We start from the raw sequence: 21,716 nt of genomic DNA, 5'->3' as shown, positions 1-21,716 counted from the left end.
TATTGTCATCCGGGCAGGAGCAAGGACACCCTGCCCGATTATTTCTCTTTTTCAGCCAAAGTCTGCACAAACAGCGATTCTTCCCTGTAGGCCGGCTTATCCCACTCTCAACTCAGTGTTTCCAAATACACTGCAAAAAAAGCTGCGCATGCTCGTCAATAAATATTACGCAGACCATTTCCTTCTCATACCTTTTACCCCTTCTTCAGCATGCCCCGCCGCAGTTTGATCGTCTTGATCAATGCATCCGGATTGATCGAGACCAGCAATATGCCTAAAAGGGTCATTCCCCCTCCCACAATCAATTTCCAACCAAGTTCGTCACCAAAACAAAACACACCGAATATCGAGGCCAGGATAGGAGCCAGCAACATGAGCGGCGTTACCGACGAAACCGGATAACGGCCCAAAAGGTAATAGACAATCCCATGCCCTACCACTGAGGCAGCGACTGCTGAATACAAAGGAGACCATAAATCGCTTAAATGGATGTGGCGTATGAGCTGTACATGCCCGGACTCAAAAATTATCGATAACAGCAGCAGAGAAGGTAAGGCTACCGCAGCAATCCATGCCTGTAGCCTGAAAACGCCGAGATTTGGACACTGCCGCATTAATATCGTAGCGACTGCCATGGCAAAAGCAGCTCCCGAAACCCATAAAATGGCATCCAGATGATTAAACACGGTTGGATCGAACCCGATTACCATTACCCCCAGCAAAGCAATGGCAATAGCAACTATGCGAATAAAAGATATGCGTTCCCGCAAAAAAAGGGTTGCCAGAATGGCTGAGAAAGGAACATAGAGTTGGGTGGTAATAGCAATAGAAGCAATATTTCCCCCGGCATTCAAACCGATAAAGACCATCCCAAAATGGACAACCCCCAATAAAAAAGAGACCCTGAGCAAAGGTTTCATATGGCCATGTGCCGGCTTGAGCCAGGGCAGCATGATGATCAGTAAGAACAAAAATCGGATACTGGTAAAAAAGAGGGGCTGAAATTTGCCGGCGCCTATTTTGCCGGCAATAAAATTAAACCCCCATGCAAAATTAGCAAGCAGGGCTAGCAGGAGGTCGGGCAGGCTCATCATATTTTTTTCTTGTGTATGTCTTAGGAGGTGATCGGATAATAGAAGTTTTTTCGCAGATCAAAGTGTAGCTGCGAACATTATCTTTTTGATAATAACGCGGATATGGAAAAGAGGACATTATCCTACACTCTCCAAGGGAGAGTGATTATTCAACCTGTGGTGGCAGAGCAAAACATCTGCTGTCGCTATTTAAAAAGAGTATCTATTCCCATGGCATGTTTACGGCCAAACTTTGGAATCAATTTTGGCCTGAGTACCACCATCCCCCGAAAAATAATTGCCAAGAATCGAAGGGTAAGCAAATGGTCCAAGACCCGATACCCACGCTTCCTGCGCAGTAAGAGGTAAAACAACCACTGCAGATGGCTCCGTTTGACCGCAAAAGGTGTAAAGTTGGTTTTCACACGGTAACGAGGTCGACTACCCTTTGGATACTTTTTTTTATATTTTTTCTTTGCCTTGCTGATTCGTTTTTTAATGCCATTATCATAGGGTGAAAAATAATATTCCCGCGCCAGGGCTAGAATGGCAAACGTGTCATACATATAACGAATATCATCTGCAGGCAATGCAAGTTTTTTTGCCAGCACCTCCATCTTCTCTATTTTTTCAAGAGATCTGTACCCACTTTCCACACAGTTTTCACCTGATACCACAAGGGTTCTCAGTACTTTGCGAACCGAATGATTAATAAAAATATTATTCCAAAAAACCGAAAGCAACGGCGGTATCCTGACCCGACGAAAAAACAGCTTCTGCCTCGCCATTTCTTTAATATAAAGCAGATCCTTGATTACCTCGTCACTCAGCCTGAGTAACTCAAGCAGTGCAACCGGGTCATGACAGCCAGTACTATCTGCAAAGGAAGCGACAGCCTGCTCTACCTCCAGCTTTTCCTTAAACAACTTTATACAGACAAAGCTGTTGAGTTCATTCCAAAATCCGGCTTCCTCAAGATAGGTTAATCGCCGAAAAGGCAGCCATCCTCCTGTCTGGCACCACACACTGATACCTACCATATTGTTGGCCTGCTCCAATTGGCGTGCATACTCCTGGTAGTCCCACCCAATAAAAGATGGATACTCGCCGGCTCCCTCATATTCACGCCGCGCCTGCAATTCTATGATTTTTTTGACTTTAAGCTGGAAAAAACTTGTGTTAAGCGGCAGATAGCGAAAAAAATCCGACTCGCCATATTTGAGAGAAAGGATAAACCAGGGACTCTCGATATCCTCCAGTACTCGGGAAATGGTGCTACGATGCCATAAAAAATCACCGATGGGATAGGCCCCTACGGTCCAGTTTCTGAGAATCAGGTAACGTTGATAGCGCTCGAAGATTGGTAACACTGCTCTAAGCAGACTATTTGCCTGTTTTGCCCGGCGCAGGACCAGTTCACTTTTAAAATCGCCTCGAACATCCCTTCCGTCACATTCGCCAATTCGCAGAATAATGCCCCTTACTTCGGGATAGGCATGCAGGACAGTTTCAAGCTGTCGCTGGATAAATTCGCGTATCCGCTGAAAATTGCCATTAATCTGCTCTTTCAGCTTTGGCGTAAGCGATAATATGTCCATGGTGAGGTAGACATCAAGTCCGTAACGGCTACAGATCGTAAACAATTTCTGATATTGCTCACCATACATTCTGACAGTCCGGTTTATTTCCGGCTCCAACCACTTGTCCGGCGTCAGGTGAGCTACATCATCAAAGGTGATGCCGTTGTACCCCACCTTGCTTACCTTTTGGGCAAATATCTCCAGATTATCTGCAATTTCTGCAAACTGACGAACGCAACATTCCGCCTCTTTACTTAAATGATGAAACGGTATTTTCGACCAGTTAACCTTCTTTTTGGTCTTAATATATTCAATAAAAAAAGGGCCAATGCCGTCGATAAGGAAAATTTCCATAACACTACACGCTGCCGAAAAGCCATCACTGGAAGTGCAACCCTAGAAAATGGTTGCAATTGATCAATTGTAGCACAGGAAAATATACAACATATAATTAGAATTGATGAGGATATGATTTGATTGCGGTTTGCCTTCTCCAGGACCAAAAGAACTGAGCAACAAAGAAAAACACCTTTTCAGTTCCTGATTTAACTGTCGTTATTATTCTAAAATGAAAGTAGTTTATGGTATACTAAAAGCGAATTTTCATACTCATCCTTTGAACAAAGCACAGACAGTATCATGCCCGACAAGCCAACCTATAACCAACTTGCAAAAAAGGTCCAGGAACTGGAGCGCCAACTGCGAGAAAAAATTGTTTGCGCAACCGACGACCTTGCCCAACACAATCAAGTCAGTGCTCATGTCAGTGTTCAGGAGAAACAACTAAAAACCAGCGAAAAAAGATATAAAACACTTTTCGAAAATATGGCCCAAGGAGCATATTTTCGAAATGCCGAAGGCGAGGTTGTCGAATGTAATGCAGCTGCACCGAAGATGTTAGGCGTCAGCAGAAAACAATTTCTTGCCACCAAACTTACAACCCCTCATTGGCAGGTGATAACCGAAGACGGAACCACCCTTCCTCCTGAACGACACCCGTCAATGGTTGCATACAAGACCAAAAAACCGGTAAAAAATTTTTTAGCTGCTGTTTTTAATCAAAAAAAACAAGACTATGTGTGGCTGAGCATCAACGCTATTCCACTTTTTCGAGATGGGGAGGAAAACCCTTATCAGGTCTTTGTTACCCTGCATGATGTCACCGAAAGAAAAAATGCCGAACGAGCGCTGACAAAAAGTAAACAAAAAATGAATGAAGCCCATAAACTGCTGCAGCTTGTCATTGACACCATTCCAGCTCGTATTTTCTGGAAAGACAACAATTTAAACTATACGGGGTGCAACCACTTATTTGCCGGGGATGCAGGCTTTCAACGACCGGAACAATTAATAGGGCGTGATGACTATAGTATGCCATGGAAGGAACAGGCAGAGCTGTACCGGAAGGATGATTTTCAGGTTATTAGATCAGGCAACCCCAAATTAAATTATGAAGAACCGCAGACAACACCGGAGGGCAAACGGATCTGGCTATCGACCTCCAAGGTTCCGCTTCGAGATGCAAATGATGCCATAGTCGGATTACTTGGGACATATGAGGATATTAGCCACCGAAAACAGATAGAAGAAGAACTGCTAAAAGTCCAGAAGCTTGAATCCCTTGGTCGTCTTGCCGGCGGTATAGCTCACAATTTTAATAATATTTTAATGACGATTATGGGCAATATCTCTTTTGCAAAGATGGAGGTCTCCCCTACCGACAAAATCTATGATCGCCTGACCAATGCTGAAAACGGTTGCCTCAAAGCCAAGGAACTATGCCGGCAATTTCTCACCTTCTCCAAGGGAGGGGACCCGGTAAGAGAGACGGCTCCTGCTTCCATGGTCATAAAGGCCAACAGCCAACTGGCATTAAGCGGGACAAAATCGCTCTCCACATATACGTTTCCTGATGACCTGTGGAATATGTATGCTGACGTAGACCAAATCGGTCAGGTTCTGACCAACCTTCTTATCAATGCGGATCAGGCAATGCCTGACGGCGGAATTATCGATGTGTGTGCAGCCAATACAACCCTGGAAGCTGGAAATACGTTTGGCGTAAAAAAAGGTAATTATGTCAAGGTATCTGTTCGGGATCAGGGCACTGGTATAGAGAGCATGTATCTTGACAAAGTTTTTGATCCCTATTTCACTACCAAAGAAGGCGGCAATGGGTTGGGCCTGTATTCGGCCTACTCCATTCTCAAAAAACATGAGGGCTGCATAGTAGTGGAAGCCACCTCAGCAAAAGGCAGCACCTTTACCTTTCTTATCCCTGCAGCAAAGGCTCATTTTTCTCCACATCTGAAAACAACAGAATCAGCAGTAACAAAGGGCAGCGGTCATATCCTTGTTATGGATGATGACCAAACAATCCTGAATGCTGTTGAGGCAATGTTGGATCATCTTGGGTATAGTTGCCAGGTAGTTGAAAACGGAGAAGAAGCTCTCGCGGCTTATATGCACATGCATAAAGCCGGCAGCCCTTTTGATCTGGTAATCATGGACCTGATTGTTCCCGGAGCCATGGGTGGAGAGGAGGCTGCTCAAAAAATGATCGCCTTCGACCCACAGGCAAAGATGATTGTTTCCAGCGGATACAGCAGGGATCCGGTGATGGCTGACTACCAAAAATACGGTTTCACCGGCGCTATAGCCAAGCCCTATCGTCTGGAGGAGTTAAGTATTCTTTTGCCAAAATTGCTCAACAGCTGATTAAACGCGATAAAGAAAAAAAGAGGCTGTCACGACCCGCCCCTTACTCTTTCCCTCCCCACCTCTCACCTCCTATACATCCTGGCAAGATAGTGACCGTTTTGCCCAGTAGCAATCTGCTGACATTCAAACCCATTATACTCAGCCAGCATCTGCAAGACAGGAAACCCCACATATATCCATTGAAAAGGCACGGAGACTAGAGTGTCGTAGGTAATGATAAATTCAGTTTCTCCGTAGTCACTGTCATCGAAAGATTCATCTTCCTCATCTTCATCATTATACAGTAACCGTAAGTCTGTAGAGTCGGCAATAATCTGCCCATCCTCAGCCAATAGGTTCCGGACATGCTGTAGAAAAAGATTCAAGCCGTCAAGTGAACCACAAATACCAAGACCGTTCATGAGCATGAGGATGGTGGTATAGTTTCCGCTCTCCAGAGAAAAAAGATTGTTATGGATTGGATTTTTCACCTCTCTCTTTTCCATAACCTTGATACAACCGGGTGATATGTCCAAGGCATCTACATCCACATTTTGCTCCTGCAAGCACAGGCTGTGACAACCGCTCCCTGCCCCCACATCCAACACCGTCCCTCTGCACAAATGCAACGCCTCACGCTCCAGCTCATCCATCTCCGCGTATGTTCTAAACATGGTCTTGGCAGACATGGTCGACATACTGAACCTGGTGGAAGCCACCTCTGCGAAAACCTCGTAATCTCCATGCAGGTAATCCAGCATCATGGCTCCCAACGGATCTTTATGTGGGTCGCTAATAATACTTTTCATACTTTCATCGATGTGTTTAAGCCCTGATTGTTGAAGACATCATTTACCAAAAAACGCTCCATGCTTACAACCTTACATTTTCAGGTGAGATGCGCGTCCCTCTCCTTTTTAACAACACGAACCGTTGGTACTGTGCAACGGAATAGGATAACACCATAAATTATCTTGCCAATTCTGCAACCATGCCATACCAATAAGACGAATAATCATGGCTTACCCGAATTTCTCATGGACATTTTCTCATTCTAAAAAAAAATAACCTGCCCTCCTGAACTGATGAGAAATTCGTGCTGAAGCAGGATATAACGCAATAAAGAATTATATCATCGATGCTTTGCGTCAAATCTTGCGACGTAACTCACGGGATTGGTGATTCTTTGATTTATTATACCTAAAGCTTGTAACTGCTCAGAGGTGTCTCATATTTTGACAGGCTCGATTATTCGCAAATAAGCGACCATTGGGAGACTCTGTGGAATGTATGTGAACAGTTACCTTGCGACAACACTTACTGCGGTCTTTGGAACCATCTACCAAGGACCAGAGACCCGAGCTTTACCTTAAACTGCATAAACAGGATTTATTCTTTCAGCCATGCCTTTTCAAAACCGTATTGTCCAACCAGGCCCCAAACAAAAAACTGTAATTGATACCAACGGTAACGTGTTGACCCCACCTCAGGAGTGGGTCTTTCTTAAGGCAGGGGACGGTCCGCTCACCCGAAGTGTCAAAAGTCGATGCATCACCTGGCAGGTCCAGGTCAAAAAGGGAAAACGGACCATCTCTAAAGGGATATGGGCCGAAAAAGGCCATGTGGAAGCAGCTAAACAAGAGCTTGAGCGCAAACGTTCCACCCCGGAGTACGAGCGACAGAGGGCTGCTCAACTGAAACGTAAAGAACGAAAGCATGCCGAATATGTCGAGGATTTTTACCAGGCCACCCTGGATTTTCTCGCTTTTCACCCTGCACATAGGCAAACTGCAGAACGCCTGGCAAAATCAGTCACTGATCTTGCAACACCTGTCGGGTCCGGAACGGTAGCCAGAACCACCCGTATCCCTATTCACAAGCGGGTAGAAGCGGCTGTTATAGCCTGGTTGCGTCATCAAACAACCGGCTACGACCAAATGCACATTATTCGCAAAAAAGGAAGCAGAAGAGAAGTCCGTCGAATGTTGGCCCAAAAATCCCAACTCATGCTAAGCCGTTATCGGACAGGAGAAACTCTTGACAACCCCTGCCCTCTGCAGCAGGCGCTGGAAACTGAACACCGGCTAAGCCGGTTGAAGGAAGAAAAGAAAAAGCAGCAAGACTAACCCCCCTATCGAGCTTCAATCCATTTACAAACTACATGCTGACAGCAAGTACACAAGGGAACCTCTTTATTCTTCAGCAAAAATGAGCTCGAAAAAAATCAGCACATCTTACCCACATGCCTTCTCCGGTATAATCGGTGCTGCTCTTGTTGCTGTAGACGAGACGGAGCCACCTGCGCACATTTCCGTCTTCCACACTAAGTCACAAAAAACACGTTGCTGATATAACTGATATTGTGTAAAAATATATTGCTTGTTGATATTACCCCGTTGGTTACGCAGTACCTATAAATAGGGATGAATATTCCAAACAAAAAACTTGCCATACTTCTATTACTGTTCCTGTTCCTGCTCGTTGGTGGCGTGAGTGTGCGAATGTATCTGGACCCCAGCTTGACGAAGTACAGGGCTACTCAAATTTTAAAAAACGAAGTATTTCCACACCCGGACATTGTGCCGTTCACTCTTTACGGCAATAATGTCCTTTTTATTCCTCATAAAGGACTTGAGATAGAAAACCAACAGCTGAGTCGCCTGGAAAGATTAGCTCAAGGCGGATTTATCAAGCTTTCCCATATCGATACAGCCCGGCCGCAATACATGCATGATGTTCAAAACAGTGTCGTAACCATTGAGTTAACTGATAAAGCATCCCCTTTTATAACAAAAAAACTCTACAAATCAGTATTGGTAAAAGCTTGCGAACTTAGGCTGAATAAAATCACAGCAATAGTCCATGATGACGCCAAAGAAGAAGCTGCAGTCTATATCATCTATAGCTCTCACAAAAACACACCCTTTGCCTCTTTTTCTGAAAACTGTGATGGCCAACCTCATAAAGCCCATTTTACTTTTATCCGGGATGAGAAAAAGTGGAAACTCACCGGTGACTGATCCATAAAAGTACCGGGAAGCTCAATGCGGCAGCTGATAAAAAGAGCAGGGTATACTGACTGAAAAGCCTCAAGAACATATAACGATGCAGGGAGGACAACATGATTTCTGTTACTGGATTCTACTGGTTACTGCTGATATGTGTCGGTACGATTATGACGATGGTGCTTATGGTACTCTTACTGTTGCGAAAACTGCTAATCGAAGTAAAAGAGGGAACGCATAAAATCGCTACCCTTATAGAACAACAAAAAAAGGCTCCGCCGGCAATTGTGGCCGGCACCAGGAACCTCATCCCAAAAAACTGTCCGGATTGCGAGAAAGAAGCCAAGGCAGACGATCTCATATGTGTATACTGCCATACAAAACTATAGTCACCACCTATAAAAGAAACAACAGATCCTCGCAACTCCACTAACGTCCACAAACAAACAATGAAAATACGGCCAGTTACTACAGAAGACCGACCGAAAGTCAGTGCTCTGCTCCAACAAGCATTTCCAGGAAGCCGATATGAAAAACAGCTTGTTGAAAACCTCCATAAAAAAGAAAGAACGCTGCACGAATGGATGTGTATTATCCGCAACAAGGTGGTCGCTTATATCGCCTATTCAAATGCATATACAGAGCATAGGGTCTGTGGCTTGCACCTGGCACCACTGGCTGTCAATCCTGAGTTTCAAAATCGTGGAATTGGTTCTGAGTTACTCCGTTTTTCCCTTCGCCGGAAGGAGATTAAGGAAAACACTGTGTTTGTTGTGGGCGCTCCTCACTTCTATGAAAAGTTCGGTTTTACCCCTTGTACAAACCCACGCTACCCTTTTACCGCCGGCAATGAGCATTTCTTAAGCATCCGCAATACCACCGACAACACCGTTACCGTTGGTTATGAGCCGGAGTTTACTAAATGAGTATAAGTAATCGCTCACCGCTACCCGTTTTTTGCCTGCAACCCCCTATACAGCTTCAGTATTTTTGCAGTAAACAGAGGTAATCATCCGAGTCTACGCTTACCCGGAGTCTACGCTTACCTGTTCACTGCCAAAGCCCTCGAATCCGACGCTGCTGAAACTAATGAAAAATACGGGCTAAAATCTGCCGATCTCCCCCGAACTGTAATTTTAGAGCAGTGCTCCAAATATTTGCAAGCTGACCAAATAGCAGATACGCTCCTACTTCGATACATCGGTATGCTCGACACGCAGATCGTGCAGGGTCGAGAGCTTGCTGAGGAGCAAATCTTTTTCTTGCTTAACAACATACAATGTGATCTGTCTTTCATTGCGATTCCACGTCTGTTGTCTGTACCACCGGAAAATTCTCTTGTCTTTCTCTCCTTCTTAGGGGTAGTCTGCTGCTATTCATTAAAAAAATACGACAAAGGCAATCGAAGCTACCGGCGATTGAAAATCCTTTTTAAGGAGAGGCAAACATGGCTCTTATTATCGGCATTGATGTAGGCGGAACCCACGCAGACGGAGTTTTGCTGGACGGAGAGAAAATACTGGTAAAGAATAAGGTGCAAGTTGACCAGGACAACCTGAGTGATTCCATTATAGCCCTCCTGAAAACATTGCTCCCGGACTCTCCTGCAGATCTCGCCCGAATCCATCTCAGCACCACTCTCTGTACCAACGCCATTGTCAACGAAACCTTTGACAAGGTCGGGATGTTCATCCAGGCAGGTCCTGGAATGAATCCAAACTTTCTTGATTGCGGAGAACATGTCTGTTTTCTTAACGGTGCCATTGATCATCGCGGTCATATTATTAAATCCCCGGACCAATCCACTATTGATGATGCTGCAGTCACCTTTAAAGACAAGGGGATTGAAAGCATAGGCGTGGTCACCAAATTTTCCCATCGTAACAACAGCCACGAACAAGATACCCATGACCGTTTGGCAGACAGTTTTCCACACATCAGCATGGGCCATCGCATATCCGGCCTGCCCAACTTCCCAAGAAGAGTCTATTCAACCTGGCTTAACGCGGCATTAAAATCACGGTTCATGTTTTTTAAAGAGGCCATGGAAAACGGTCTTCAGCAGCTGAAAATTAACTGCCCGTGCTATATCCTCAAAGCTGACGGCGGCACCATCCCCTTTACAGCTGCCAGTGACACCCCCTGTGAGAGTGTGCATTCCGGTCCTTCTGCAAGCGTAATGGGTTGCCTTGCCCTGCAAAAAAATATCCACGACGCGGTCCTGCTCGACATAGGTGGGACAACCACAGACATCGCCATTTTTGCTGACGGCTCCCCTTTGCTGGAACCATATGGGGTTACCATCAAGGAACGACCAACCCTGATAAGGGCATTAAACACCAAAAGTATCGGCCTGGGAGGAGACAGTGCAGTCTCCTACACAGACAAAGATTTCTCCATAGGCCCGCAAAAAGAGGGCCCGCCTTTGGCGCTGGGAGGTAACGTTCCTACGCCCACAGATGCAATGATCGTCCTCAAAACACTTCAGATAGGTGATGGAGCAAAGGCGGAACAAGCCATGCTGCAATTGATCCCGGACCAAACGCCCGAAAAGACAGCAGTACAACTGTTGCAAGCCTTTGCCAATCGGATAAACCAAGTCGTAGAGCAAATGATTGAGGAAGTGTTCAGTCGACCGGTCTACACTGTGGCAGCACTGCTCAACCTGAAAAGAATCAACCCCAAAGAAATCATTCTTGTCGGAGGACCTGCCAAGGCAATACAACAGATACTGGCAGACACGTTACAGCTCCCATGCAGTGTGCCGGAGCACTATGAAGTTGCCAATGCTATCGGCTCAGGTAGAACACGGCCCACCCTGCAGGCCACCTTATATGCAGACACCTCAGACGGTACGCTTTCCATCCCTGAAACCGGTTACAGGGGTACAGTGCGGTCCTATTTTGATATGAGTGATGCCGAAGCGAGGCTCACCGAAGTGATCACCACTATGGCTGCAGAATTTGGGATGGAAAAAATACCGGAAATTGATTTTCTCGAGCGTCAGGAGATGAATACCGTTCGCGGGTTCAGCAGCTCCGGAAAAATCATTTCTCTCAAGGCACAGATCCGGCCTGGCCTCGAACAACTCTAGGAAGAGGAACACAACATGTCACACTTTATGCCCACCGCACCGAATCCAACAGGTCTGGTCCTTTTCCCCGCATTTGACTGGTGCATCAGCCCAACCCACCCGGAACGGGAAGAGCGCCTCCTCTACACCAAAGATCAGCTTATTGAAGAGGGTCTTGAGGATGTGGAAAATATTTCTTTCTTCAACCCGGAGATAGCACAACACAAAGATATCGACCGCGTCCACATCTGCGTCCCTTCATCACAAAAACTCCTCACCGAATCCCACCTTATATCAGCAGGTGGCGCCATAAGGGCGGCTCGGGCGGTCATGGACAAACAAGTAAAAAAGGCCTTTGCCGTTGTCAGGCCACCAGGCCACCATGCCATGCAGACTGTTTTCGGCGACCGTGGTTTCTGTATCGTCAACATAGAAGCAATCATGGTGGAATATATCCGTCGTCATTACGGGGTCAGAAAAGTGGCAATAGTAGATACCGACTGCCACCATGGGGACGGCACTCAGGATATTTTTTATAACGACCCGGACACCCTGTTTATATCGCTTCACCAAGACGGACGTACCCTCTATCCGGGAACCGGCTTTATCCATGAAGCAGGTGGTCCTTCAGCACCCGGTTACACCATTAACCTTCCCCTGCCCCCGGCCACATCGGAAGAGGGCTTTGACATGGCCATGGAACGGGTTATCATGCCTCTTCTCGATGATTTTCAGCCGGAAATCATTATCAATTCAGCAGGACAGGATAATCACTACACTGACCCGATCACCAACATGAACTTCACTGCCCAAGGGTATGCCCGACTCAATCGCCTGCTCAACCCGGATATCTGTGTGCTTGAGGGAGGATATTCCATCGAAGGTGCGCTCCCTTATACAAACCTGGGAATTATCCTGGCCATGGCCGGCCTGGATACGTCCAACGTCAAAGAACCGGACTACGATCCACGAAATTTTATCCAGTCCGCTGATATGAACAGCCACATTGCCACAGTCTGCGACCAGGCCCTGGAACTGTATAAACAGCGGGACCGGTTAAAAAAGGATTTGGCCGGCGAGAAAGTAGTCAAAACCAGTAAACGAATATTTTACGACACCACCGGTTTTGATGTGGAGGAAGAGAGATCCTATCACACCTGTCCACACTGCCCGGGTTTTACAGAAGTAACGGCCTCAGGACTCAACAACTATGTCCACGCCTTTACGATACCGTTCAATAGCTGCAAAAAATGCCGGGACAGGGCTAAAGACCTCTATCGCACCACCGATCCGCGAGGATTTGGTTCCGTTGTTCTTCAGGACCGGGTAGCTGATACTTATGAAGTGAAAAAAAATAAGAACTAGGTGGATGCCGGAGCGGGATCCTCCATTGAGCATGCCCCCCCTGCAGCATGGGGCTTTACCTTGACCCAACTTTGTGATGTTAATTTATAGTATCGAGTAGGATGCCATCTATTTTTCTAACCGCTCTACCTGCTATCACTTTTCAAGTACATCCTGCAGCACGGAGGCCAGATCTTTCAGCTGAAAAGGCTTGGGCAAAGTCCCGCAGAAACCATGGTCTTTATACCTGGCAAGGACGGGGTCATTCGAATACCCACTGGTGACCACGACCCTTGCGTCCGGATGATTGGCATGAAGCTTTTGTACCGCTTCCTTACCTCCCATGCCGGCGGGGACGGTTAAGTCCATGATAACCAATCGCACTGGAGCTGTTGCGATTGCAGCATCATACGCTTTTAGCACCTCGGCTCCATCGTGGGTGGTTAAGCACTCATACCCCAAATGCTGCAGCATGGAACTGAGCAAAGCGCAAACAGCAAGATCATCATCCATGATCAGCACGGTCCCATCACCTCCCCTGGCGACCTTCTCCGGCGCAGGCAACGCATTGGCCTTGTGCTCAACATTCACCACAGGAAGATAAAAAACAAAGGCAGCACCATCTCCATCCACCTTGCGGGTAGTGATATAACCACCATGCCGTTTTATAACAGAATAGCAAACAGCGAGTCCTAATCCACTTCCTGTCTGCTTGGTGCTGAAATAGGGATCAAATATCTGAGCGTTTATTTCATCGGGAATACCGGCTCCATAGTCCCGAATTGTAACGGCAATACATCGATCTGCCTCCAGTAGCGGTGGAAAATCGGGTGCACCTCGAGCAAGATTAGCACATCCAATATCAATCACACCGCCATCCGCCATGGCCTGTTTTGCATTGACAACAAGATTCTGTACCACTTGACTAATTTGATCCGGATCGACATTCACCGGCCAAAATTTTTCAGGGAAGCTGTAATGACTGCGCAGTTTGCTGCCGGCAAGCATAAATTGCACCGACTCCTTGATCAACGTCTCCAGCGACATAATCCGCCGAACCGGTTCGCCACCTTTGGCAAAAGTCAGCAATTGATTGGCAAGACCTTTAGCCCGAAAGGAAGCATCTTCGGCTTTTTGCACCAACTCAAAGGCTTTTGTTTCGCGTTCAAGATACTGGGCAGCGAGGCTAAGATTCCCCAGGATAGCAACCAGGATATTATTAAAATCGTGAGCTATGCCGCCCGCCAGTACCCCGATGGACATCATTCTGTCAGCCTGGATGATTACTTCCTCCAGCTGCACCCGTTCGGTCACATTATCTATCCGAATAACAGCCCCTTCTATCCCATTGGAACTTAAGGGATAAACGGTGATATCTTCATAGAGCGTATTTCCATCTATGCTGCGGTTATTTTTCAGGTTAGGCTTTATCTCCCTGCACAGTAAAGCCTGGTTTATCTCTTGCAAAACCTCGGGTTGAAAATACGGATATATTTCGCCCACTTTTTTTCCAAGCGCATGCTGCGGAGGAACACCTGTCAGTTTTTCGGCTTCTTTATTCCATTGGGTCACTCCTCCACCGGCATCCACACCGATGAGCACAGAAGGCATGGAATCTATGATATTAGCCATCATTTTACGCAGCAGTGCCTTCTCTTCCTGCACCTTATGGTGTTCAACGGTTATTGCGGCTAACTGCGCCATGGTTTCCATGAGTTTAATTTCCTCTGGCCCAGGAACCTTGACTCTGTCGTAATAGAGAGCAAATGTTCCTGCCACATTGCCCTGCGACATGATGATCGGTTCTGACCAGCACGCATGGAGATTTGCCCGCAGGGTGATATCCTTCACCCTTTGCCAGTAGGGATGGGTTTGTAAATTCTCGGCAACAACCCTTTCTTTTCTAAATGCCGCCGTACCACAGGATCCCATGCCATCGCGAATGGGAGTGCCATCAACCACTGCAGTAAAATACTCGGGCAGCTTGGAAGCAATCTTAAGGCGCAACCTTTGTTCCTTATGATCGACAAGCAAAATAGAGGCTGTGACCCCCTTAAACTGCTCCTCCGCAATCTCCAGGATCATGCCAAGGATATTTTCCCTGCTCCCACCAAGAGCAAGCTCTTTCAAAACCTTGTTCACTTGGCGTTCATAATCCTGCTCCCGCGTTGCTTCTGTCACATTTCTTAGCACAGTTATAAGAAACGGGTGCCCTCTCCCATCCCGGTAGATGCTCTTATGGGCAACGATCCTGATGACACGGCCCCGGGCATCGACGACCTGCTCGATATTTTCAACCGGGCTTTCTGTAGAAAACATCAATTCATCGCTTTGCCTGGACAAATCAGCCTGGTCTTTCGGGTAAAGCGCACAACATGCCTGCCCCGTTATTTCTTCTGCACTGCGGCCGAAAAAATCTTCAAATGCCTTGTTTGCAAACAAACAGCGATGGTTTCTATCTTTCACAAATACAGGATCAGGAAAATGATCTACGATCCCTTGCAGCAGATCAGCACCGGCCGACTGTTCACTGTTAAAGAGGGGGAATGATCCCCTTTGGCCTGTTGTCGCTGAATTCGTCTTTTTCATAGCTGCCACTATAGTGATGAAATATTCGCGGAACCAAAACAGGTTAGAACTTACACAAAAACTTACTCCCTTTTTTCATACCTTAAAAAATATTCACGGGCTTGTACAGGTTGATTGTATCATATTGATTGGCAAAACAAAGCATCTTGCATTACACTCAACATATCAGTAAATGACTTTTCCCCTGATTATTTTCTTTTCCTACCTTTCATCAACCCAAGGAGAGGCTATGGACCTGCAGACAGATTCCCCCACTTCCCAAAATGCCTATGCATCCATTTTCGGCGAAACCGGCATTGAAGAATTCAAAGCATGTATCCGCCACCATCTAGTCAGCTTTCAAGGACGTGATCCGGACATGGCAGGAAAACAGGATGTGTGCAGGGCACTTTCCTATGCCCTGCGCGATATGCTCATGGAAAAATGGTTTACCACTCAAAAAACGGTCTATGCCCAAAATAAAAAAAGGGTCTATTACCTGTCACTGGAATTTCTAGTGGGCCGCTCACTTGGCAACGCAATCATCAACATGGGGCTTTTGGGTCAGGTATCCGAAGCTTTGGAACAACTGGGATACAACCTGGAAGAGCTGCGTGAATACGAAGAAGATGCAGCATTGGGTAACGGTGGTCTGGGGCGCCTTGCCTCATGTTTTATGGATTCCATAGCCACCATGAAGATTCCTGCCTATGGTTATGGCATCCTGTATGACTTTGGTCTGTTTAACCAAACCATTGTCGACGGCTACCAGCTTGAAGCACCTGATAGCTGGATGCGCCTCGGCTCCCCCTGGATTTACGAGCGAACCTCGTTCATGTATCCTATTCATTTTTATGGAAGGGTCAGTAGCGGGACTGACGCAGAAGGCAACTACCGTCCACAGTGGGTGGATACCGAAGTAATCATGGCCATGGCCTGTGATATGCTGGTCCCAGGGTTCAACAACGACCATGTGATCAACATGCGCCTGTGGAAAGCCAAGGCATCCAGGGAACTTGACCTTAGCTTTTTCAATGCCGGCGACTATATCAACGCAGTAGAAAATAAAGTCCGCTCTGAAACCATTTCCAAGGTGCTCTACCCATCAGACGAAATCCGGGAAGGCCAGGAATTGCGTCTTAAGCAACAATACTTTTTTGTCGCCGCCACCTTCCATGACATTCTCCGCAGGTATCGCAAAGAAAATAGGACATTTACCGATTTCCCCAACCAGGTTGCGGTACAGCTCAATGACACCCACCCGGCTATAGCCATCCCCGAACTGATGAGGATCCTGCTTGATGATGAGAGACTGGGCTGGGTCGAGGCATGGGATATCTGCGTAAAAACCTTTGCCTACACCAATCACACCCTTATGCCGGAGGCACTTGAGACATGGACAGTAGAAATGCTTTCCCGGGTATTACCGCGGCACATGGAAATCATCTATGAAATTAACCGTAGATTTTTAGAAGAAGTCAATGAACGCTACCCCGGCAACATGCGCAAACTTACGGAAATGTCAATCATCGACGAAAATCAGCCCAAAAGGGTCAGGATGGCCAACCTGGCAATTATCGGTAGCCATTCGACAAATGGAGTAGCCGCCCTCCATACAGAGTTATTGAAGAAGCACCTCTTTCACAATTTCCATGAAATGTATCCCAATCGGATCAACTCAAAAACAAACGGGATAACACCCCGCAGGTGGTTGCTGAAATGTAACCCCGAACTGTCCTCTTTTATCAGCGACAAAATAAGCTATAATTGGGTAACCGACCTTGACCAGCTCCGTATGCTGGAGAAGTATCACACGGACAAAGAGTTTTGCCATCAATGGCGGCAAATTAAGCTAAACAACAAAAAGCGACTAGCAGCCTTGATCCAAAAACGCTCAGGTATAGTGGTAGATCCGCGTTCCATGTTTGACATCCAGGTCAAACGTATACATGAATATAAACGGCAACTCCTTAATGTGCTCCATATTATTGAAATCTATCAGCGGTTGCTCACCACTCCTGATGCCAATATTCAACCAAGGACATTTATTTTTGCGGGCAAGGCTGCTCCGTCCTATCACCGAGCCAAACTCATCATCAAACTGATTAACTCAGTAGGCGAAGTCATAAACAATGACCCACGGGTGGAAGACCGACTCAAGGTTGTTTTTATTCCCAATTATAATGTCTCTCTTGCTGAAATAATTATCCCTGCAGCAGATCTTTCCGAACAGATATCCACTGCAGGCACAGAGGCATCTGGTACCGGAAACATGAAATTCGCCTTAAATGGAGCACTGACCATCGGCACTCTGGATGGGGCTAATATTGAAATAAGGGAAGAAGTAGGCGAAGAGAATATCTTTATTTTCGGAATGACAGCCGAAGAGGCTGAATATGAGAAGAAATGTAAATCCAGAAAGCCTTACCAGATTTACGAACAAAACCCGGTGGTCAGCAAGATTATTGATGCCCTTGCAAAAGGCGTCTTCAGCCATGGGGACGTCAACCTTTTTCGTCCCCTGATCAACGACCTGCTCAATGAAAATGACAAATACCACCTGCTGCTGGACCTTGAATCTTACCTGGAGTGTCAGCGGACGGTCAATGACTGCTTTATTGATACAGATGAGTGGACTCGCAGATCGATCCTCAATGTAGCTCGGGTCGGTAAATTCTCCAGTGATAGAACAATCAAGGAATATGCTGAGGAGATATGGGGAGTTGAGGTAGATAACTGATATAGTGTGTGGCCTTGACCGCTGTGCTATCCATGAAACAGCGGTCAAGACTGACAGCTGATAAAACATTTTCGATAATATCGTAGTTCTTCTATGGATTCTTTTATATCTGCCAGGGCCAAGTGTTCATGACGTTTTTTCATCCCCTGTGCCAACTCAGGAGACCATCTGCGAGCCAATTCCTTGATGGTTGAAACATCAATATTTCGATAATGGAAATAGGCTTCCAACTCCGGCATAAATCGACCGAGAAACCTACGATCATGGCAAATAGAGTTACCGCACATGGGCGACTTACCTTCCGGCACCCATTGGTAAAGGTTGGCAAGGGTAAGAAGCTCTGCCTCTCGATAATTGATGGTACTTTGCCGGACCCGGTCGATGAGCCCTGACTGAGTATGATGCGAAACATTCCATTCATCCATACCTGCCAATATATCCTCTTCATGGTGAATGGCTAAGACCGGCCCTTCCGAGAGAATTTCAAGGTCGGAATCAGTGATAATTGACGCCACTTCAATAATGTGATCGGTAAAAGGATCGCAACCGGTCATCTCCAGGTCAATCCATATCAGGTGGGTATCGTTTTGCATTTTCCCTTCCCCCCTTTTTTTAGCATTCCTCGCTGCTAAACAAGGTTTACCGGTTGCCCGGTGGCCGCCAACACGCTGGACCATAATCGCCCATTGGGATCAACTCTTTTCCGCCCTTTGGTCGCAAGCGGAATAGGCACATGGGTAAAGCGGCTGTTCCAGTGCCCAATAAGTACATTGGTCATCCCCGCCATCCCGGCATGAACGGCGTAATGCCCAAGCTGTAAACAGAAGGCACTATCATATGCGGAGGCGGGCGTGGAACGGATCATATAGCTGGGATCAATATATTTCAGAGTCATATCCATTCCCACTTTCTTGAAATACTCTTTAATCCGATCTCGCAGAAGCAGGCCGATATCCCCCAGTTTGCAGTTACCTGATGCATCCTCGCCCCGATCTCCACAAAAAAGATTTTGTCCGGCCCCTTCGCCAACCACAATCACAGCATGCCCACGTAGGCGAAGCCTACGTTCAAGTGCTTCCAGCAAAACTTCCATTTCAAAAGGGACCTCGGGGATGAGACAAAAATTAACCTCATTGTTGGCCAAGGCTGCCGCAGCAGCAATAAAGCCTGATTCACGTCCCATCAGTTTAACCAGTCCCACCCCGTTTCGCGCGCCGACAGCCTCAACATGGGCGGTATAGGTTGAATGGCGGGATTCCGCCACTGCGGTTTCATAACCAAAAGAAAAATCCACATGGCAGATATCATTGTCTATGGTTTTCGGGATACCGATCACCGAAATATGAAGCCCCCGTCGCGAAATTTCTTCCGCTATGGCCGCTGCGCCGCGCAGGGTTCCATCTCCGCCGATGGTGAAAAGAATCCCTATGTTCAGCTGGACCAACGTATCCACAATAACCCCAACATCCTGGGGACCACGGGACGACCCTAAAACACTTCCTCCCTTCAGGTGAATCCCTTCCACCAAATCAGGAGTCAACTCAAGCGGAGTATGGTAATATGTCGGGTTTAACCCTTCATACCCATAGCGAAAGCCAAACACCTTTTTCACATTATAATGATAATGCAGGCTCAAGACGATGGCTCTTATCACATCGTTAAGCCCAGGACAAAGGCCACCGCAGGTGACAATACCGCAGGAAAGTGTTGCAGGATCAAAAAAAATTTTTTCCCGTGGACCTGCCACTTGGAAGGAAGGTGGAACCGACCCTTCCTCTACATAGGGTTGCAGGTCCTGGTACTGGTTATGATACAAAACTGATTCTGCAACATCGGTAAAAATGACACCTTGCATGGGAGAATGGAAACGGCATTCCCCAAGTTGCTGAACAATCAAATCATCTGCTTGCATACTTCCATTCTCCATCCGAGCTGTTGAACTACAGGGCTCCAACCAAAAGACTACCTCCAATGGTAATGCCCACTCCAGTGTCAGGTCTTTTTGTAAATCAAGTCCTTATTCTTTATGGTATTCCTCATGTAAGAGATGCGCAAACTGTTTTTCGACCAATAGCCTTACCCTGTGCAAATTGCTCTGGCAAAGGCAGAATAAATATGGCAGAAAGAGAGGCGGCCTCAATGAACAAACCATATATGCATGGAGCTAGAGCACCAATCTTTATAATGAGAAACAGAGAATGAATACCTCCAAGGTTACCCCTCAATATGATGTCATCATCGTCGGTGCCGGTCCAGCAGGGCTCTTCGCCGCTTACTACCTTTGCGAACATTCCTCACTCCGGGTGTTGGTCATTGAAAAAGGGAAACCACCCCTGCAGCGAAAATGCCCCATTGGTGATAAAGGTTGTATCAAGTGCCAACCGTGCAATATTCTTTGTGGTATAGGTGGGGCAGGACTTTTTTCAGACGGCAAGCTCAACTTCATCCATAAACTTGGAAAAACCGACCTGACACAATTCCTCTCAACTTCTGATGCCTGTGCATTGATCGACGAGACAGAAGAAATTTTCAACCTTTTCGGTATGGACGGCCAGGTTTTCCCCACTGATCGTGAAGCAGCCTACTCTATCCGTAAAGATGCCAGAAAATGCGGCATCGACCTCTTGATCATCAAACAAAAACACCTTGGCAGCGACAATCTTCCCCGTCATATAGATGGAATGCGACAATATATTGCCGATAAAGGGGTCACCTTTCATCATTCCGAAGTAGTTGAAGATGTTATTGTAACCGAAAACAAGGTTACCGGAGTCATTACCCAAAAAGGGACCTACAAGGCACCACACGTCATCCTTGCTCCTGGAAGAGTTGGTGCAGAATGGGTTGCAGGAGTTGTCAGACGCCACAATATAGATGTTTCCCAACGCGGCATTGAAGTGGGAGTAAGGGTTGAAGTACATAATGAGATCATGCAGGATCTCTGCTCCATTATTTATGATCCGACCTTCTTTATTCGCACTGCCAAGTATGATGATCAGACTCGGACCTTTTGTACCAATTTTGGAGGGTATGTTGCGTTGGAAAACTACCAGGACTTTGTCTGTGTCAACGGCCATGCGCTAATGGACCGTAAATCAGAAAATTCCAACTTTGCCTTTCTCTCCAAAGTTGTTCTCACAGACCCGGTTGAAGATAACCAGGCCTACGGTGAATCCATTGGGAAGCTGGCCACCCTCATAGGCGGGGGCAAGCCGATTTTACAGCGGTTTGGTGATCTAAAAAGAGGCAGACGATCCACCTGGAACCGAATCCACAATAGCTACATTGAACCTACTCTCACCAATGTTGTTTGCGGCGATATTGCCATGGCCTTGCCGGAAAGGATCCTCACCAACCTGGTGGATGGTTTGCAGCAGCTCAACCAGATTGTACCGGGAGTGGCAAATGACGAGACCCTGCTCTATGCACCGGAAATAAAATTTTTTGCAACCCAGGTTGCAACTGACAATAACCTGGAAACAGCAGTGGAGGGGTTATTTGTTGCCGGCGACGGCCCTGGCGTGGCCGGCAATATTGTTTCAGCCACGGCAACAGCCCTTATCCCCTCAAAAGAAATTATTCGCAGAACCACTGAGTAGCTTTATACCAACTATCAATACCAACTATCCAACA

15 protein-coding genes are annotated in these 21,716 nt (G+C 46.7%); 9 read left to right on the top strand and 6 right to left on the bottom strand.

What is annotated here, in order from left to right; all coding sequences use genetic code 11:
* Positions 1-194: 194 nt before the first annotated feature.
* Together ACHZCY_RS17755 and ACHZCY_RS17750 are read right to left on the bottom strand one after the other, a co-directional pair.
* A complete protein-coding gene (locus tag ACHZCY_RS17755) occupies positions 195-1,094 on the bottom strand; it encodes a DMT family transporter (RefSeq protein WP_205223430.1) in 900 nt (299 codons plus the stop codon).
* 185 nt (positions 1,095-1,279) lie between these two features.
* Positions 1,280-3,007 (bottom strand): hypothetical protein, encoded by a 1,728-nt coding sequence (locus ACHZCY_RS17750; protein WP_319549859.1) that lies wholly within the window; start codon positions 3,005-3,007, stop codon positions 1,280-1,282.
* 285 nt (positions 3,008-3,292) lie between these two features.
* Between ACHZCY_RS17750 and ACHZCY_RS17745 the strand changes: the two genes are divergently transcribed.
* Positions 3,293-5,371, top strand: coding sequence for a PAS domain-containing hybrid sensor histidine kinase/response regulator (locus tag ACHZCY_RS17745; RefSeq protein ID WP_319549858.1), 2,079 nt, complete (start codon positions 3,293-3,295; stop codon positions 5,369-5,371).
* A gap of 65 nt (positions 5,372-5,436) precedes the next feature.
* Here ACHZCY_RS17745 and ACHZCY_RS17740 read toward each other — a convergent pair whose 3' ends face one another.
* On the bottom strand, positions 5,437-6,162 hold the full coding sequence (locus tag ACHZCY_RS17740) for a class I SAM-dependent methyltransferase (protein ID WP_319549857.1): 726 nt from the start codon (positions 6,160-6,162) through the stop codon (positions 5,437-5,439).
* Between the two features lie 594 nt (positions 6,163-6,756).
* Here ACHZCY_RS17740 and ACHZCY_RS17735 point away from each other — a divergent pair.
* The 6 genes from ACHZCY_RS17735 (at position 6,757) to ACHZCY_RS17710 (ending at position 12,796) form a co-directional block, all read left to right on the top strand.
* Positions 6,757-7,479 (top strand): DUF2293 domain-containing protein, encoded by a 723-nt coding sequence (locus tag ACHZCY_RS17735; RefSeq protein ID WP_319549856.1) that lies wholly within the window; start codon positions 6,757-6,759, stop codon positions 7,477-7,479.
* Between the two features lie 297 nt (positions 7,480-7,776).
* Positions 7,777-8,373, top strand: coding sequence for a hypothetical protein (locus tag ACHZCY_RS17730; RefSeq protein ID WP_319549855.1), 597 nt, complete (start codon positions 7,777-7,779; stop codon positions 8,371-8,373).
* Between the two features lie 101 nt (positions 8,374-8,474).
* The gene (locus tag ACHZCY_RS17725) at positions 8,475-8,747 is read left to right on the top strand and encodes a hypothetical protein (RefSeq protein ID WP_319549854.1); all 273 of its coding nucleotides are present in this window, start codon (positions 8,475-8,477) and stop codon (positions 8,745-8,747) included.
* A 60-nt stretch (positions 8,748-8,807) separates the two neighbouring features.
* A complete protein-coding gene (locus tag ACHZCY_RS17720) occupies positions 8,808-9,284 on the top strand; it encodes a GNAT family N-acetyltransferase (RefSeq protein WP_319549853.1) in 477 nt (158 codons plus the stop codon).
* 521 nt (positions 9,285-9,805) lie between these two features.
* On the top strand, positions 9,806-11,452 hold the full coding sequence (locus ACHZCY_RS17715) for a hydantoinase/oxoprolinase family protein (RefSeq protein ID WP_205223422.1): 1,647 nt from the start codon (positions 9,806-9,808) through the stop codon (positions 11,450-11,452).
* Between the two features lie 15 nt (positions 11,453-11,467).
* Complete coding sequence (locus ACHZCY_RS17710; protein WP_232371108.1) at positions 11,468-12,796, top strand: histone deacetylase family protein; 1,329 nt, start codon at positions 11,468-11,470, stop codon at positions 12,794-12,796.
* Positions 12,797-12,931: 135 nt separating this feature from the next.
* Here ACHZCY_RS17710 and ACHZCY_RS17705 read toward each other — a convergent pair whose 3' ends face one another.
* Positions 12,932-15,364 carry a hybrid sensor histidine kinase/response regulator gene (locus ACHZCY_RS17705; protein WP_319549852.1) on the bottom strand — a complete coding sequence of 811 codons (2,433 nt, stop codon included), beginning with the start codon at positions 15,362-15,364 and terminating at the stop codon, positions 12,932-12,934.
* A gap of 229 nt (positions 15,365-15,593) precedes the next feature.
* Between ACHZCY_RS17705 and ACHZCY_RS17700 the strand changes: the two genes are divergently transcribed.
* Complete coding sequence (locus ACHZCY_RS17700; protein WP_319549851.1) at positions 15,594-18,083, top strand: glycogen/starch/alpha-glucan phosphorylase; 2,490 nt, start codon at positions 15,594-15,596, stop codon at positions 18,081-18,083.
* A 44-nt stretch (positions 18,084-18,127) separates the two neighbouring features.
* Here the strand turns inward: ACHZCY_RS17700 and orn are convergent, their stop codons facing one another.
* Positions 18,128-18,676: an oligoribonuclease gene (gene orn, locus ACHZCY_RS17695; RefSeq protein ID WP_205223419.1), complete on the bottom strand. Its 549-nt coding sequence runs from the start codon at positions 18,674-18,676 to the stop codon at positions 18,128-18,130.
* 35 nt (positions 18,677-18,711) lie between these two features.
* Positions 18,712-19,995 (bottom strand): ATP-dependent 6-phosphofructokinase, encoded by a 1,284-nt coding sequence (locus ACHZCY_RS17690; protein WP_205223418.1) that lies wholly within the window; start codon positions 19,993-19,995, stop codon positions 18,712-18,714.
* 286 nt (positions 19,996-20,281) lie between these two features.
* Between ACHZCY_RS17690 and ACHZCY_RS17685 the strand changes: the two genes are divergently transcribed.
* Positions 20,282-21,682 (top strand): NAD(P)/FAD-dependent oxidoreductase, encoded by a 1,401-nt coding sequence (locus ACHZCY_RS17685; protein ID WP_319549850.1) that lies wholly within the window; start codon positions 20,282-20,284, stop codon positions 21,680-21,682.
* Positions 21,683-21,716: the final 34 nt, after the last annotated feature.

It is taken from the genome of Desulfogranum marinum (assembly GCF_963675105.2).
Lineage (GTDB): Bacteria > Desulfobacterota > Desulfobulbia > Desulfobulbales > Desulfobulbaceae > Desulfogranum > Desulfogranum marinum.
The sequence above is the reverse complement of the archived record's forward strand: the minus strand, read 5'-3'. Positions and strand labels throughout refer to the sequence as shown.

What these genes read in the sequence shown, in the direction of transcription:
- ACHZCY_RS17755 (WP_205223430.1), bottom strand. Translation starts at nt 1,094, where the DNA reads ATGATGAGCCTGCCCGACCTCCTGCTAGCCCTGCTTGCTAATTTTGCA.
- ACHZCY_RS17750 (WP_319549859.1), bottom strand. Translation starts at nt 3,007, where the DNA reads ATGGAAATTTTCCTTATCGACGGCATTGGCCCTTTTTTTATTGAATAT.
- ACHZCY_RS17700 (WP_319549851.1), top strand. Translation starts at nt 15,594, where the DNA reads ATGGACCTGCAGACAGATTCCCCCACTTCCCAAAATGCCTATGCATCC.
- orn (WP_205223419.1), bottom strand. Translation starts at nt 18,676, where the DNA reads ATGCAAAACGATACCCACCTGATATGGATTGACCTGGAGATGACCGGT.
- ACHZCY_RS17730 (WP_319549855.1), top strand. Translation starts at nt 7,777, where the DNA reads ATGAATATTCCAAACAAAAAACTTGCCATACTTCTATTACTGTTCCTG.
- ACHZCY_RS17720 (WP_319549853.1), top strand. Translation starts at nt 8,808, where the DNA reads ATGAAAATACGGCCAGTTACTACAGAAGACCGACCGAAAGTCAGTGCT.
- ACHZCY_RS17745 (WP_319549858.1), top strand. Translation starts at nt 3,293, where the DNA reads ATGCCCGACAAGCCAACCTATAACCAACTTGCAAAAAAGGTCCAGGAA.
- ACHZCY_RS17715 (WP_205223422.1), top strand. Translation starts at nt 9,806, where the DNA reads ATGGCTCTTATTATCGGCATTGATGTAGGCGGAACCCACGCAGACGGA.
- ACHZCY_RS17690 (WP_205223418.1), bottom strand. Translation starts at nt 19,995, where the DNA reads ATGCAAGCAGATGATTTGATTGTTCAGCAACTTGGGGAATGCCGTTTC.
- ACHZCY_RS17725 (WP_319549854.1), top strand. Translation starts at nt 8,475, where the DNA reads ATGATTTCTGTTACTGGATTCTACTGGTTACTGCTGATATGTGTCGGT.
- ACHZCY_RS17710 (WP_232371108.1), top strand. Translation starts at nt 11,468, where the DNA reads ATGTCACACTTTATGCCCACCGCACCGAATCCAACAGGTCTGGTCCTT.
- ACHZCY_RS17705 (WP_319549852.1), bottom strand. Translation starts at nt 15,364, where the DNA reads ATGAAAAAGACGAATTCAGCGACAACAGGCCAAAGGGGATCATTCCCC.
- ACHZCY_RS17740 (WP_319549857.1), bottom strand. Translation starts at nt 6,162, where the DNA reads ATGAAAAGTATTATTAGCGACCCACATAAAGATCCGTTGGGAGCCATG.
- ACHZCY_RS17735 (WP_319549856.1), top strand. Translation starts at nt 6,757, where the DNA reads ATGCCTTTTCAAAACCGTATTGTCCAACCAGGCCCCAAACAAAAAACT.
- ACHZCY_RS17685 (WP_319549850.1), top strand. Translation starts at nt 20,282, where the DNA reads ATGAATACCTCCAAGGTTACCCCTCAATATGATGTCATCATCGTCGGT.